Below are 15137 nucleotides of genomic sequence, written 5' to 3'. Positions count from 1 at the left end.
TAAAAAAGCCCCCTTGGGGGGACTTTGCTCATTCATACCGTTTCCTTCATCTGCGCATATCCGGGAACAAATGCTCCGGGATCAGCATTGTTGGGATCTGCCCATCTTTCCTTCCGGAAAGTACTAGGAGGCAGTACTTTCATTTTATAGAGACGCGGCTCTCGGCCCTCTAAATGTGCATCCTCAAGTAGAACCATCCAAGAATCGCCGAGTTGCGTGCTAGCCAATACCCGATATGCACCCTCAATCATATTAGCCTCCGGAGCGGGCAATCCTCGCGCCAACAGACCTTCTTCGTGACCATCCTGATAGCCACGCAAATAATTATCCTTGAAATAATGAACCACGTTCACGCCGAACAGCGCGGTGCCTGCCATCATCAACGTCACAAACCACCACCAATATCCGGCTTGAGCGCAGGCGCCACCGGCAACGAACAGAACGGCCTGCATGAAATTGCGAACGCCGTTCGGCATTCCGCCTTTTTCCGAGAGGCTGACCTTCATGATTATCGCTCCGAAAGTTCCTGCTTATTTATAATCCTTTCCCGACAAAAAGCAACAGTTAAGGCTCTCCTACTTCGTCTCCGAAGAAATCCGCCCTGATAGACTCATAAGAAATATGGCGGCATCAATATTTTGAACACCCCCAGTTTTCCTAGCAGATGGGAAAATATCATTATTTCTAGAGGTAGAATATTCTGAAACTTCAATATTCTCTTCTTTTACGCCGGCCCTAACCAATTGAATCTTAATCGCCTTCGGAACATCTAACAGATACTTCCCATCCGAATGAGATTGGAATAACTGCCCCATCTCCTCAGGAGAATAATGTTCGGAAAATTTATCATATACCGGCTTATCTACCTCAAAATCTTCGGGGGCGATTGACGGGCCAATGGATACCGCCAAACTCTCCGGCTTGGTGCCGTATTTTTCGCTCATCTGTTTTATGCCCTCCACTGATATCAAAGCGGCCGTACCCTTCCAGCCTGAATGGAAAAGTCCCACCGCTCGATTCTCGGGGTCATATATAGCCACTGGGGTACAGTCAGCAGCCGATATGTACAAAGGCTGATGTTCAATATTGGTAATTAGGCCATCCGTCGCTAACGTATGCTGGATCCTCTCTTTGGGATTAAGTTTCAAAAAATCTTCATCAACCGCGACAATTTTGTTGGTGTGTTGAAGTTGGGTTTTTACAATATCATGGGAATCGGCATCGGGATCAACCCTCTCGAGAAGTTCTATCAAAAACCTTGCTGGCCGGCGCTTTTCTTTCATTGCCTGATCAAGCCGATCCGTCTTGCCGAAAAGCTTGAGATCAACCGCCTTCGGATCCATACCTAAATCTTCTTTGAAAAGATTAGTTGATCCACCGTATCGAACCTCGCCTGAAAACTTTTGAAATACCCCAGCCTGCCAAATCCCGCTCTCAATCTTTTCTTTCCCATCCATCTGTTGTTCTGGAGTTTTTGGTGTCGGATTTTCCATAATGTAAATTATAACAAATCTTTTCCTCTCACGAATATCTAAAGTGCCCTTACTTCTTCGGTAACTCGGCCGCCTTCCTAACTAACTTCGGCAATCTCCGAAACGTTTTCTCAAATTCCTTCATTACTCTGGTGCCGCGCATAGCCGCCGCGGGATGAAACATGGGCATCAACAAATACTCTTCTCCTCCAAAGGAGGATCCGCCCTGGTCGCCTTTGGCGCCGCCATAGGCGGGTAAACCTCCGGCGGAAAAAATTTTCCCTTGATCGCGGCTAATCTTCCCTTCCGGTAAAAAATAATTCATTGAGAACCGCCCCAAGGTCACAATAATTTTCGGCTGAATAATTTTGATCTGCTTGGTTAAATATGGTTTGTAGGCGGCAATTTCCTTGGGGGATGGGTCGCGATTCTCCGGCGGGCGGCGTTTTACAATATTAGTGATATACACATCCGCCCGCTTCCAGCCGATTTTTTCCAAATTTTTATCCAACAACTGGCCCGAGCGCCCGACAAATGGTCTTTTTAACTCATCTTCTTTGGCCCCCGGAGCTTCCCCGATAAACAAAACCGCGCAATTAATATTGCCTTCGCCGAAAACCAAATTGGCCCCTTGCAGAGGCAGGGATTTGTCCGCCGCAATTTCTTTTTCTAGATCTCTAAGCCGATCTGCCTTGTTCATTGAATTATCTTAGTCTATCTCCTGAAAAATAAAAAAACTACTCAACCGAGTAGTTTTAATGATGATGTTTATGGTTATGGCCAAACAGTTTTGGTATGAAAAACATCAACAGGCCGGAAATAATCATGATAGTCGCCAGAATTCCGGAAACAATCAAATCAATTGCCAGAATTCCGCTGATGGCAATCAGGATGCCGCCAACCACAACCGCCGCGCTCTGGCCCAGATCAAAAAGAATGTGGACGTCTAAGCTTGTGCGGGTGGAATTTTCCTTCCCTTTCGTGAGGATGCGGTGCTGAAAATAATTTGCAATCATTCCGATGGAGGCTACGACAATCATCATGGTGGAGGCGATTGATTCTTGACCTGACATCCGTCGCCAAGCCTCAATGGCAATCCAGCCGGCAATAATCAGCAAAAGAAATCCTTGCGCCCGCACTCCGCGAGTCCTCCAGCGATCTTCGGCTGCGTGGTTATTTGAAACTTTCCAATCTATCCAAATCGCCACCAAGACCGCCAAGCCATCCAAAAGAACGTGCCAAGAGTCAGAGAGTAGCGATAGGCTGTGGGAAAAATAGCCGCCAAGCAACTCCATCGCGAAGACCGCCAACATAATCCACAAGATTAGCCACTTGCGCCGCGACTCACTCCTATACTCTCGGAGGTCGCCCCTCGGGAGATGGTCGGTCAATTCTTACCTCCTTTAAAGAACGCTTACTTTATATCACAAAACCCGCCGAATAAAAAAGCCCCGTTGTGGCGGGGCTTATGTCGCTTTTTTAATTAACTCCGCGCGGAACGGTTTCTGGTTTTGAGTCCTGATGAACAATCTTGCCCAGTCGTCGGGCTTCCAGCCTTTTTGCGTCCAATGTATCCAATAGCCCAAGGCGCATGGCTGACCATGTTTTGGGTTCATCGGATACTTCTTCCAGCCAATCCGATAGTTCGGAACGATTTTCCCATCAAAAACAACAGCCTTCCCGTCCTCGCCGAAAATCTTCAGTCGGTCTCCTCCTTCAAGAAACTCGACCGCCTTCCCCCAAGATTTCTTTCCGTCTTTGTAAAAAACCCAACAAACCCCCTCCGAGCCGGTTTCATACCATTGATCCACGACACCCTTTAGAATTTCTGTGGTGGCCACGGCAATCCTCCTTCGAAAGAACTGCTAACAACATAACAAATTGTGCGCTCATGTGGAATCGAACCACAATCCCGAGCTTCGGAGGCCCGTGCTCTAACCATTGAGCTATGAGCGCTTACTTGTGATATTCAAACCCATCACCAGCCCAATCGTCAACCACAACATTAACCTCCCCGGCTGGAGAGTCCAGAGGAAGTGGTCAAATAAACCCAGCGCCAGCAAAGAGCAAAGCATTATAAACGGGACGACTGACGACTGACGACTGACGACTGGGGCAACAGAAATCAGAAGTTTGCCGGTAAACAATAAAAAGGCAATTAACCCCAAAATTCCAATCTCCGAAGCCATTAATAAATAAATATTATGGATTGGCTGCCATTGCCACGCCTGATTCATGCCAGCCTGCTGATATATATTATTTTTCACTGAATACAAAACCTGATTGCCGACGCCTACTCCCAACAAATTATCTTTTATCAGGCCTCGGGCAATATCGTTGTAGCCGATTCTCTGTGTGACCGCCGGTTCGTTGGGGCTAATCTGGGCACGGGGTAAAATAAAATTTTTGAATCCTGAAAATAAAATAACCGTAATTGCCGCCAACAAAATAGTCAGCCGGACCGCCTGAATCCAATTCTTCCTAGAGATAAAAGCGTGGAGCAAAACCGCCAGCGTAGCGAGGTCGGCTACAATCCAAGCCGCGCGGGAGAAAGCGAGGGTGAGTCCTAAAATAATTATAAAAATTCCTACTCCAAAGAAAACATCACTAACTAAAGTATTCCACCCCGTTAGAGGCAGCCCGCCCCTAAGGCCCTTCGGGCGCGCAAGCGCGGGCGCGGCCTCTAACGGGGCCAGTTCGCTCGGCCGACAAAGCCAGAAATAATATATTGCCAGCAACCCGATTACTAAAAAGGCCGCCAGCACGTTTGGATGAGGAAGTGTGCCATAAGCCCGCAGGATCTTCCCGCCTTCAGCGATAATTTTTGCCGCCCCTCCGACATTCGGCCCGATCAGCGGCTCACCCAGACGCGCCAGACCCAGACCTTCCTGCTTAATGAACTGGATAATCCCAACTAACGACTGGACGACTGACGACGCGGCTAATACCGCTAGAATCCCCTCAAATTTCACTATTCTGGTTTTTCCTTCGGAGAATGATCCGCCTCCGGCGTACAATAGCTTTGCCGTAACCAATGCTGTGGTCGCGAGCAGAACCAATCGAACAAAATTATAAAGTGCTATCTCGCGGGATAGCGCCCAGAATACCGACAAGAATACGAAAAATAAAAATACGCCAAGAGCTTTGTTCTCCCCGGCCCACATTCTAACATTCTGCAGAATGTTAGAATGTTGCGCCGCGACAACCAGGAACAAAACCATTAAAATATCGCTCAAATAAACGAAGATTGTTTCATATTCATCAAAACCCGTCGTGAATTGATAGACTAAAACCCTCGCCCCAAATGGAATCGAGGCTAGGAATATATAAAATGAATACTTAGGAAAATTCGATAGTAATTTCTGCCACATCGCTCGGATCGCCGGCAAAATGCGTACGGGACTTTACGTGGCTGAAAGAAGTCTTTATTTTGTGAGCCATTTTATTGGCCATCTCGTTTTCGGTGGTAGTAATAACCCAATTACTACCATCTTTCTTCATCTCAATCAGGCGATGCATCGGGTCCTGTTCGTAGGCGCGCTTCCCAAATCCCCCAACCAATTCCTTCAGTGATTGCTCTGAGTCTTGAGGAAGATTTTTAATGGTAATCCGCCCTTCGTACTGCCTATTTTTAATCATCTGACAGGCTGGGCAAAGCGCAAATTTTACAGGAACATCTTTTTTCCCGGACGAAATACTCTCGGTTTCCGCTTTATTAAATTTCTCAATTCCGTGCCTCCAAGATTTTTTGTGATACGCCGCTCCGCAAGTTTTACACAAAACTACTCCGGCAACAGCCTTAAATTCTTCAGTGGCCCTTCGGGAAAGAGAGGCTTTGATGTTGTTATAGTTTTTCATACCTAAAGTAGTCCTTTAAGTATCTCATAGCCAAGCGCCACGGCAAACAAAACTATCAAAGCGGCCGCCCCCACCGACATTCTCCTGCCTTTCATTTTCAACCACATCCAAACGATAAAAATACTTTCCAGGGCTATGAAAATTCCTCCCGTCAGACCAACCAGATACAAAAAATCCTTCAGGCCTCCGAAATAAAGCAGAATGGGCCCAAACATCACCATCGCGAAGCGCAGAGTATAAGGGGTCCGGAGATCATATTCCAGACTCTTTTCCACATCATACCCGACCGTAATGTAAGAACTGATCAGCGATAAAATTCCCAACACGCCTACCAGCCAGGAAACTGCGTAAGGGATCCCCGCCCGCAAACCGGTGACCGCGTCTTCGGTGACGATTGGAGAAATAGCGATTACGCTAAATGCGAACAATCCGTAAACCAAAGCGGGAACGGCAACTCCCCAAAAAATTACTTTGTTCGTTGGCCCACCCAATTTAACCACTGCCGGGATGGCCACCCTTCCGGAAAGTGAGAATAGCACCGCGGACAATGGCCAGAACAGATTTCCCCAAACCGGAACAATATCAACAACGGAAAGCGCCCCGATATTTTTAGCGCCGAAGAAAAAAACAATGGCGAAAATGGCGAGTATCCCGGACGTGATAGCCAGTTCTATTTTCGCTATCTTTTTGAGTCCCAATAAAATGGCCGCGGACGCCAAAAACCAGAAAATAATTATCTTCTCCACTCCGGCGCCGGCGCGGACAAGCAGATGGGCAAAACTTTCCGACAAAACCAGATAGATAGTAAGTACCAGGATACTTTCAATAATCGTCATCAGTATGGCCAGCCAGCCAATCCGGTTCCCCAGATAGATCCTGCTATATCCGACGAACCGGTGGTCGCCGGGGGTTTCACGCACAATATCCGCGTACATCCGATAGACCACGATATAGGCCGCCGACCCGATCACTAGATAGATCAGCCCGAGGCTGATGCCGGAAAACCGGAAAATATAAGGCAAGGAAAAAACTCCGGCTCCGATAATCGTGCCGGCCAATATGCCGAACGGCAAAAAGAATTGCTTAATCCTCGTCCACGTCATGCGCGGCCAAACTTCCCATTTTCTTAATTAATTTCTGCTCGATAGTCCAAAGGAAAACTAAGATAAAAATCGTCACAAAGGTACCGAAAATCGCGACCGAATAAAGCTTGTAGGCTACTGCCATACCGATAGCGGCCGAAACCCATAGACCGGCGGCAGTAGTCAGACCGCGAACTTTGTTTTGAGAAGAAAGAATTGAACCGGCGCCGATGAAGCCGATGCCCACCACTACTTGAGAGGCGATACGAGAAGGGTCGAAGCTGGAGCCGACAAAATTCTCAAAAGCTAATTGGGAAATAATACTAAACATAGCGGAGCCAGAAGCCACTAAAGCAAAAGTGCGCATACCGGCGTTTTTCTTGGCTAGTTCCCGCTCAACTCCAATCAGCGCCCCCAGCAGGGTCGCCAAGGCGATCTGGCCGAAGATCTCTAAATATTCAGAAGATAGTAATTGCTCGATCATTACTCAAAGATTTCGTCTCCATCGCGCACTTTTTTATTCACTTTCATTCCGACTTCCTGCCCTTTTTTGGCCACGGCAATATCTTTATGATCATACTGCATAGATTTTATCGTCTGTTCGAAATCAGTAGTGGCTCCTTTAATTTTGATTACCGAGCCCTGTTTCATCGGCTTTTTAAATTTAACAATAGCCACCTTTATGCCCCCGTAAAAATGCGTGACCACACCGATTGACTTGGCTGCTTTAATCTTTTTTACCGCCTTAGCCGGTTTTTTTACTACTTTTTTAGATTTCTTCACAGCTTTCTTTTTCATATTTATATTTTTTTATTATTTTCTTTCTCTTTTTCTATCATCTTGATAAGCTTCTCCACTAAACTCTTGGGGTCGGGGTCATAAATTACCTTTCCCGGCCCCCGATGCGACTTATCCACTATATCTTTAATCATATCCGCCATGCCACCCGTACCCGTCAAGACGCCAATCGGCTTATGGTCTTCAAAGGCGATTGTGAATTCATTTAACGTTCCCAAGCGACCGCAAATCGTAATCACCGCATCTGCAGACCGGGTCAATAAAAGATTGCGCCCTGAATAATCAAATCCGGTATACACAATCACATCATGATAATCAGTGGGAAGCTTGTAGGATTTAATATGCGCGGCTTCGGAAGAGGCAGGAGAAAGCCCAATAACTATCCCCCCCGCTTCTTTGGCACCTTTGGCGGACCAATATGGAATACCGGTGGTCGCGCCGGTCACCAAAACCATTCCGGCATTAGCAATCTCGCGACCAATCTGCTCGGCCTTTTCTAAAGCATCAATAGCACAATGCCCGGTCTCGGCGGCTCCCGAGACGCAAATTTTATATTTGAGATGCCGGCGAGGGTTTAAACGGCTGACCATACGGTAATATTATCACAATTCAACAGAAGAATTCGGCTCTGGCACTTCTCCGTCTATAGCCAACTCATCTCTCATTTTTTGCACTAATTCCTTGCCTGATTCCTCTTCGGAGTGAATCACGAAAACCTTTTTTATTTTTCCCCGCATAGGTGTGAGCCACTCCAGAAGCTGGGGCTGGTCGGCATGAGCAGAATAAGCAGTTGCTACCACAACCCTGCATCGCACATTTACTACTTCTCCCAAAACTTTCACTTTTTTCTCACCATCCAATATCTTTCGGCCTAATGAGCCCGCCGCCTGATAGCCAACCATAAATATGGTGCTGTTCGGATCGGAAAGATAGAGTTTTTCATGATGCAAAATTCTTCCGGCATTAGACATGCCCGCCCCGGCGATAATCACTTTCGGTGCCGGAACTTTGTTAATCCCCTTCGATTCATCCACAGTTAAAGTCATTTTCAAACCCGGGAAATTAAATATACCGTCCCCGGAATGAAATTTTTTCTGAGTATCTTCATCAAAATATTTATAATGCTTTTTATAAACCTCTGTAAGTTTAATAGCGAGCGGGCTATCCACAAAAATCGGCAAGCTCGGTATCCGGCCGCTCTCAACTAAATCGTTGAGTTCAAAAAGCAACTCTTGCGTGCGCTCCATTGCGAAAGCCGGAATCATCAAGACGCCACCTGACTTCACTGTGTCTTCAATCATATCTTCTAGAATTCCTTTCCGAACGCTCATCGGCGGATGGATCCGATTGCCATAAGTCCCTTCAACTAAACAATAATCTACGCCGGCCGGAGGATCCTCACGCCTGCCGATCATCGGAGCCGGAGAGTTCCCTAAGTCTCCTGAAAAAATCATTCTCTTCCCCTCTGCCTCTACTAAAATAAAACTGGAGCCCAAAATGTGACCAGCGTTATAAAAAGTGGCTTTAAAATTACCCACAGTAATCTGCTGATGATATTCAATTCCTTCCCAATGCGTCATCAACTCTTCAATTTCGCGAATGCCATAAATTACCGGCTGCTTAAAACGTTCGGCTTCCTGAATCAAAATATGCTCGGAGTCGGTGAGTAGTATCTGGGCGGCATCACGGCAAGGCGGCGTGGAATAAACCTTCCCGCGAAAACCATCTTTATAAAGCTTCGGTAACCGACCAACGTGATCAACGTGCGGATGGGTCACCAAGACAGCAGAAATTTCTTTCGCATTGTATGGAAATGGCTCGAAGTTATGTTTTTCAACAAAGCTATCTCCTTGATTCAAACCGCAATCAATTAAAATTTTCTGGCCATCAGATTCTAATAAAAAATTGGAGCCGGTAACCTGCTTGGTCGCGCCGTGGAAAGTAAGTTTCATGATTTTATTGTAGCAAAAAATGCGGTGGAGAAAATTCCGCGGCTCTTCTCGCTCTGTTCGGTGATTTGAAATCCTGACTTTTGGAAAAGATCAGCTAACTGCGAAGATTTTCTACGCTCCGCGTTATCCAACCACATCAGTGGTCGGACCAAAGCCGATAATCTATCTGGAACCACTAGATCAAGCACCAAAAACCTTCCGCCGGGCCTCAAAACCCTTTTTACTTCTTTGATGGCTTTCTCAAGCTGATCGCTCGTTAGATGATGCAGAACCAGAAAACTAACAACCAAATCAAAACTCTGGCCAGGAAACGCCAAGGTGTCAGCCGACATCTCCAAAAAGTTCTTATCCGCATACTTCTTCCGTGCCACCGCTAACCGATCAGCGTCATTATCAATCCCCGTGTAATGTCCGTCAAACAATTGGGAATACCAACCATAACCGCAGCCCAAATCCAACACTGATGCGGAAGTTAATTTTTGCTCATTCAAATATTTACGAATTCGCTTCTGCTGAATTTTAAATACTAAACCGTCAAGAAATTGGCTAATCATTGCCTGATTATACCATTCCACAAAATTTCTATAAGTCTGGTACGCGTACCATTCTATAAAAGTTCTATAAGTCTGGTACATATAACAAAAAGCCCCCGAAGGGGCTAAAAGCCAGAAGTTTTGCTATGGTGGTGCTTTTCCGGATCAATCGTCATGGAGGCCAGCTGCTTCACGAAATCCTTGTGAGTACGAATCTTCCCCGCCACCAGCAACAGATCATCAATATCGCGCCTGTTCAACTCCGCAAGGTGAACTAAGTAGGCAAACGTCTCTCGCAGTAGCTTCAGCTTGCCAGGGTTCTCTTTTTTCGCCCGGATCTTTGCGGCACGCTTTGACTCCCGAGCCTCAACACATCGATGACACATTCCTCTATCTCCTAAGTCGGACCGAGTGGAACAATAATACAAACTTTAATAAAAATCAACCACGAAAAACCACGAAGAATAACTTAGTAATCTCGTGGTCTCGGGGCTAGCCCCGCAAAATTTCCTCAACTACCTTCTTTTCACTCCACGGAATCTTCTTCCCACGCGCTACGTGTATCCAATCCTCACTTCCCTTTCCGGTCATCACGACCACATCACCCTTCTTAGCAAAAGAAATTGCTTTAGCGATTGCCTCGCGGCGATCTAAAATCTTCAAAAATTCTTTTTTGTCGAAATCGGCGCGGGAAAAACCCCCTGCTATCTCATTGATGATTGATTCCGGGTTTTCATCATAAGGATCTTCATTAGTCAGCACTACTACGCCGCAGTATTCGGAAGCAATCTTGCCCATTGCCGGCCGTTTCCATTTATCCCGCCCGCCGCCCGCCGCTCCCAAAACGCAAATCATTTTATTTCTACTGCTCAACCCTACGGATAAACTCTCATAGACCTTCGCTAAACTATCGGGAGTGTGCGCGTAATCAATCACTACCGAGAAGGGGGCTTTTTGCACGTACTCCAGCCGCCCAGGCACGCCGCTAAAATTCTGGAATACTTTTTTTGTTTCATCCCATCCTATTCCTCGGGAAGAAACGAAAGCTGTGGCGGCGGCGGCATTTTCCAGATTAAAATTTCCGGAAAGCCAATCTCCGATAGATTCGTGCCCACCCCCCAACTCCCTTCGAATGAACGCTTCCCTGCTAAAATAGACCACCTCCGAATTTTCATCTGCGCAAGCAGCGAAATACTCGGCGGATTTATCACCTTCGTTGATAAAAAAATGCTTCTCCGATTTTTTTGAATATTCCGCCACATCTTCAAAAAAACTCACCTTCGCGTCCCGATATTTCTCAAACGAACCATGCGCCTCAATATGCTCCGGCTGAAGATTGGTAAACAGTGCCGCATCAAAATCAATAAATCTATGACGATGCTGAAGAATTCCCTGCGAAGTGACCTCCACCAAAGCATACTGGCATCCGGCGCGCACCGCCCTCCAAAGAACTCTCTGCAAAGCAAAACGGCCCGGCATAGACATGCCGGAAGTATTTTTTATTGTTTCGCCGTCTACTTTAAAACGAATAGAAGAAACCAACGCGGTCTTTTTGCCGGCCGATTCTAAAATGGAATTTATTAACTCAAGCGTGGTGGACTTACCCTTAGTGCCCGTGACTCCCAAAACGAAAATCTTCCTCGAGGGGAAGCCGTAAATCAGGGCGCCAGCCCATGCTAGTAGATAGTGATAAAAACTTTTAAAAAATCTCATAACTTGGCCTTTTTTAACGCCTCTTTCAGCCGCTCTTTAAAACCCTTGGTCTCGGGGTTTATTTTAGAAAGAGATGCCTTAGCCTGCGGACGAGTATAACCAAGACTAATTAAAGTTTCTTCGAGTTCTACGTCAGATTCCATTAAATTCAAATTCTGCTCTGAAGTTTCTTTACTGCCGCCGTCTAATTTGCCTTTCAAATCTAAAATCACCCGCTCGGCCGTCTTCTTCCCGATGCCGGAGGCCTTGGTCAAAAGTTCCGTCTTGCCTGCATTAATCGCCGCTATTAATTGATCAATTTGAGCGACTCCCATCACCGATAGAGCAGTTTTGGGTCCGATGCCGCCTACTGTGTTTAATTTTTCAAACAAATACAACTCTTGTTCGTTTAAAAATCCGAACAATTCAAACGGGGCATTCTCTTTGCTATAAAGAGAGCAAAAAATCTTGATATCTGAACCATTTTGTGGCAAACTTTGGGCGGTTTTAGCGGCAAACAAAACTTTGAATCCGATGCCGGCCGCCTCGATAATTGCGAAATTATCCTTCCGTCCGACTAGTTTACCGCTTAAGCTGTGCAACATAGCTCCAGTATAAACTGGAGCGGTCATTAAGTCATTAAGAAATTAAGTAAATATGGCTAAAACTATCAACAAATTCACAGACCTGATCGTCTGGCAAAAAGCGCATAGTCTTATGCTAAAAATTTATAGCCTAACAAACCTTATGCCAAAAGAGGAAAAATTTAACATAACCTCCCAAATCAGACGCTCTGCCGCATCAGCTTCTGCAAATATCGCGGAAGGCTTTGGTAGGTATCATTACCAGGAGAATATACAGTTTTGTCGCCAAGCACGCGGCTCTCTGGAAGAAACCGTTAACCACATTATTGCCATCCGAGACTTGAAGTATGCCCCAATGGACGAATGCAATAATCTCCTAAATAACTGTGACGAAGTTCGTCTTTTAATTAACGGGTATGTAAATAGCATAAAGAAAGCCCAACTAAATGACTCAACTTCTAAATAACTTAATTACCCCAAAGAATGTTTAAGCTAATATCTAATTTTTCGCCGAAAGGGGACCAAATGCAGGCCATTGAGAAGCTGACCCGCGGCCTGGAATCTGGCGCAAAACACCAGACTCTTTTGGGCGTGACGGGTTCCGGCAAGACCTTCACGATGGCTTCAGTTATAGAAAAAACCGGCCTGCCTACTATTATCATCTCGCCCAACAAAATATTGGCCGCTCAACTTTATCAGGAGTTCAAACAATTTTTCCCTAATCACGCCGTCCATTATTTCGTTTCTTACTACGACTACTATCAACCCGAGGCCTTTATGCCGCAAACGAAAACTTATATCCAAAAAGATGCGCGCATCAACGCGGAGATAGACAAACTACGCCACTCGGCCATTCAGGCGGTACTCGCCCGCAAAGACGCCATCGTTATCGCTTCTGTTTCCTGTATTTATGGTGTCGGCGACCCCAATGAATATCAAAACGCCCGGCTGGAACTGAAGACCGGCCAGATTATTGACCCAAAAGACCTGACCCGCCACCTAAATCTTTTGCAGTATGAAAAAAATAATGCCTCGCCACTGCTGGGCCAGTTCTCGTTTGAGAAAAACATCGCCCGCATCCACTTGGTAACCGACGAAATCTTTGAAATCGCCTTTGAAAAAAGAAAAATAATCTCCATTAAAAAAATTGATCCCAAGTCATCAGTCATTAGTCAGCAGTCATTAGTCGGCATGTCTATCTACCCGGCGAAATTCTGGGTAACCCCTCAACACAAGCTCAATCTCGCTCTCGAAAACATTAAAAACGAACTTGATGACCGAGTGGAACAGCTACAATCGGCGAATAAATTTGAAGAGGCCACCCGTCTAGAAAAGAAAACAAATTTTGATATGGATATGCTCAAAAAGAAGGGCTACGTGAACGGCGTGGAGAATTATTCCCGCCACTTGAGCTTCCGCGAGCCGGGCGAGCCACCCACAACTTTGCTGGATTATTTCCCGAAGCCATTTTTACTTTTCATTGATGAATCACATATCGCCGTTCCTCAATTAAATGCTATGCAAGAAAGTGATCGCCGCCGGAAGATGAATCTAATCAACTACGGTTTCCGACTTCCTTCGGCGCTGGATAACCGGCCGCTGACTTTCGCGGAATTCAACGCAAAAATCAACCAGACGATTTACGTCTCTGCCACTCCTGGGCCATATGAATTACAAATGGGTCCGGCTGTTGAGCAGCTATTGAGGCCAACAGGAATTTTAGATCCGGAAATTCAAATCCGCCCGGCAAAGAATCAAGTTCTACATCTTGTTGGGGAAATCAGAAAGCGCATAGCGAAAAATGAGCGCGTGTTGGCTCTGACTCTTACCAAGCGCTCCGCTGAAGATCTTACTGAATATCTTTTGGAGCAAGGAATTAAAACGCAATATCTTCATTCAGAAATTAAAACCTTAGAACGCCCGAAAGTATTGCAAGCGTTACGCCGCGGCGATATTGATGTAGTGGTGGGAATTAATTTGTTGCGCGAAGGCTTGGATTTGCCCGAAGTTAGCTTGGTGGCGATCCTTGATGCCGACCGAGAGGGGTTTTTACGTAACTACCGTGGCCTGATTCAAATGGCCGGTCGTGCCGCCCGCTCAATTAACGGAAAAGTTATTTTCTACGCTGATTTTCTTACTGACTCTATTAAAAAAACAATGTTGGAAACCTTGCGTCGCCGGAAAGTACAGGAAAAATTTAATAAAAAAATGGGGCTACACCCGATGGCCATAAACAAACCAATCGTGGAAGAAGAACTGGCCAAGAACGCGATGGAGGTATAAAAAAACGCCCCCAGCCCCCTATTCCCACATAAGCTCTAGCAGCGTTGTGAGGAAAAATTCTTTATTTCGAGGAGGAGAATAATAAGGCATAGACTCTATGTCAGATATTCGACGACATAGAAATAAAGAATTTTAACCACAACCCTTCGGGATGCGGGATTTTATTATTTATTACCCTGCCTACCGGCAGGCAGGTTCGTTTCTCGGACTGGGAGTAGAGTCTACACCTGCGTCCTCGAAGCCTCGTACTAAATAAAAAATCTCCGCATCGCTGCGGAGATCATGTGGGAATAGGGGGCCATGGAAGGGCGTTACGTTGCCTGACATCCACAGCCTCCTAGTCTTTGAGGTGAACGAAAAGATGAAGTCCGAATCCGTGCTTCTGGGCTGCCTCAATGGCAGTCATCAGAGCATCGGCATCTTGAATCTGCAGTCCGGCATAAATGTCTTCCGGATCGCAGATACCAGCTCGGAGCATGGCCGCCACTTTCAAATGGTCGCCATCCCGCGCCGGCAGGAACTGATTGTAGAAGGCCTTCAACAGCCGGGCGTCATGTCCGAAGCCGGTGAAGTACATCTCTTTGCACCACTTCCCGCCAGCACCCACTTCTCCGACTTCCAGACAGGCCACCAGGGTCCCATCCTCATCCTCGCTCTCGCTGAGAAAATAGAGGAACCGCCCGGCGCACTCGAACTGCAACTGAAGGATTATCGTCAAGACATCCTTCACACTGGCCGCACCGATCCACTTCTTGGGCTGTTGGCACTCAATCATGGCTATCTCCTTGTTTGGGGAACTAAATTGTTAAGGTCACTTGACAGGTGTATTATACCATACCAGCTCTACATTTGTCAATGGGGGATAGGGGAATAAAAAACCCGC

Annotated in this window: 19 protein-coding genes and 1 tRNA gene; 2 read left to right on the top strand and 18 right to left on the bottom strand. The window is 46.3% G+C overall.

All coding sequences use genetic code 11. The features are described from left to right. Window positions 1-32 precede the first annotated feature (32 nt). The 17 genes from Q7S83_02735 to ruvA form a co-directional block, all read right to left on the bottom strand. Window positions 33-506: a hypothetical protein gene (locus tag Q7S83_02735; GenBank protein ID MDO8467035.1), complete on the bottom strand. Its 474-nt coding sequence runs from the start codon at window positions 504-506 to the stop codon at window positions 33-35. Window positions 507-575: 69 nt separating this feature from the next. Next, window positions 576-1493, bottom strand: a complete 918-nt coding sequence (locus Q7S83_02730) for a polyphenol oxidase family protein (GenBank protein MDO8467034.1) — start codon at window positions 1491-1493, stop codon at window positions 576-578. Window positions 1494-1542: 49 nt separating this feature from the next. Further along, a complete protein-coding gene (locus Q7S83_02725; protein ID MDO8467033.1) occupies window positions 1543-2172 on the bottom strand; it encodes a uracil-DNA glycosylase in 630 nt (209 codons plus the stop codon). 55 nt (window positions 2173-2227) lie between these two features. After that, window positions 2228-2794 (bottom strand): cation transporter, encoded by a 567-nt coding sequence (locus Q7S83_02720; protein MDO8467032.1) that lies wholly within the window; start codon window positions 2792-2794, stop codon window positions 2228-2230. A gap of 144 nt (window positions 2795-2938) precedes the next feature. Next, window positions 2939-3313 carry a hypothetical protein gene (locus tag Q7S83_02715; GenBank protein MDO8467031.1) on the bottom strand — a complete coding sequence of 125 codons (375 nt, stop codon included), beginning with the start codon at window positions 3311-3313 and terminating at the stop codon, window positions 2939-2941. A gap of 43 nt (window positions 3314-3356) precedes the next feature. Beyond that, a tRNA-Arg gene (locus Q7S83_02710) sits at window positions 3357-3428 on the bottom strand. Then, entirely contained in the window at window positions 3419-4861 is a 1443-nt protein-coding gene (locus Q7S83_02705) for an O-antigen ligase family protein (protein MDO8467030.1), read from the bottom strand. The genes Q7S83_02710 and Q7S83_02705 overlap by 10 nt, the downstream gene beginning before the upstream one ends. Next, window positions 4812-5330, bottom strand: coding sequence for a hypothetical protein (locus Q7S83_02700; GenBank protein MDO8467029.1), 519 nt, complete (start codon window positions 5328-5330; stop codon window positions 4812-4814). The genes Q7S83_02705 and Q7S83_02700 overlap by 50 nt, the downstream gene beginning before the upstream one ends. Window positions 5331-5332: 2 nt before the next feature. Next, window positions 5333-6433: a hypothetical protein gene (locus Q7S83_02695; protein MDO8467028.1), complete on the bottom strand. Its 1101-nt coding sequence runs from the start codon at window positions 6431-6433 to the stop codon at window positions 5333-5335. Then, the gene (locus tag Q7S83_02690; GenBank protein ID MDO8467027.1) at window positions 6414-6896 is read right to left on the bottom strand and encodes an MgtC/SapB family protein; all 483 of its coding nucleotides are present in this window, start codon (window positions 6894-6896) and stop codon (window positions 6414-6416) included. Before Q7S83_02690 ends, Q7S83_02695 begins: the two co-directional genes overlap by 20 nt. Further along, the gene (locus tag Q7S83_02685; protein MDO8467026.1) at window positions 6896-7210 is read right to left on the bottom strand and encodes a translation elongation factor-like protein; all 315 of its coding nucleotides are present in this window, start codon (window positions 7208-7210) and stop codon (window positions 6896-6898) included. The genes Q7S83_02690 and Q7S83_02685 overlap by 1 nt, the downstream gene beginning before the upstream one ends. Before the next feature lie 2 nt (window positions 7211-7212). Next, a complete protein-coding gene (locus Q7S83_02680) occupies window positions 7213-7800 on the bottom strand; it encodes an LOG family protein (protein MDO8467025.1) in 588 nt (195 codons plus the stop codon). Window positions 7801-7812: 12 nt separating this feature from the next. Continuing rightward, complete coding sequence (locus Q7S83_02675) at window positions 7813-9162, bottom strand: MBL fold metallo-hydrolase (protein ID MDO8467024.1); 1350 nt, start codon at window positions 9160-9162, stop codon at window positions 7813-7815. Further along, on the bottom strand, window positions 9159-9716 hold the full coding sequence (locus Q7S83_02670) for a class I SAM-dependent methyltransferase (GenBank protein ID MDO8467023.1): 558 nt from the start codon (window positions 9714-9716) through the stop codon (window positions 9159-9161). The genes Q7S83_02675 and Q7S83_02670 overlap by 4 nt, the downstream gene beginning before the upstream one ends. 104 nt (window positions 9717-9820) lie before the next feature. Further along, window positions 9821-10081: a hypothetical protein gene (locus Q7S83_02665; GenBank protein MDO8467022.1), complete on the bottom strand. Its 261-nt coding sequence runs from the start codon at window positions 10079-10081 to the stop codon at window positions 9821-9823. A gap of 106 nt (window positions 10082-10187) precedes the next feature. Continuing rightward, the gene (gene murE, locus Q7S83_02660) at window positions 10188-11408 is read right to left on the bottom strand and encodes a UDP-N-acetylmuramyl-tripeptide synthetase (protein ID MDO8467021.1); all 1221 of its coding nucleotides are present in this window, start codon (window positions 11406-11408) and stop codon (window positions 10188-10190) included. Further along, window positions 11405-11992, bottom strand: coding sequence for a Holliday junction branch migration protein RuvA (ruvA, locus tag Q7S83_02655; protein MDO8467020.1), 588 nt, complete (start codon window positions 11990-11992; stop codon window positions 11405-11407). The genes murE and ruvA overlap by 4 nt, the downstream gene beginning before the upstream one ends. Window positions 11993-12044: 52 nt before the next feature. Here ruvA and Q7S83_02650 point away from each other — a divergent pair, with 52 nt between their 5' ends. Both Q7S83_02650 and uvrB read left to right on the top strand, forming a co-directional pair. Then, window positions 12045-12437: a four helix bundle protein gene (locus Q7S83_02650; protein ID MDO8467019.1), complete on the top strand. Its 393-nt coding sequence runs from the start codon at window positions 12045-12047 to the stop codon at window positions 12435-12437. Between the two features lie 17 nt (window positions 12438-12454). Continuing rightward, window positions 12455-14254, top strand: a complete 1800-nt coding sequence (gene uvrB, locus Q7S83_02645) for an excinuclease ABC subunit UvrB (GenBank protein MDO8467018.1) — start codon at window positions 12455-12457, stop codon at window positions 14252-14254. Between the two features lie 337 nt (window positions 14255-14591). Here uvrB and Q7S83_02640 read toward each other — a convergent pair whose 3' ends face one another. Beyond that, window positions 14592-14984, bottom strand: coding sequence for a hypothetical protein (locus Q7S83_02640; protein MDO8467017.1), 393 nt, complete (start codon window positions 14982-14984; stop codon window positions 14592-14594). Window positions 14985-15137 lie beyond the last annotated feature (153 nt).

The organism is bacterium (genome assembly GCA_030646995.1).
Classification (GTDB): domain Bacteria; phylum Patescibacteriota; class Minisyncoccia; order UBA6257; family WO2-44-18; genus JAUSKF01.
Note: the sequence above shows the minus strand (reverse complement) of the source record. Positions and strands in the feature narration are given on the sequence as shown.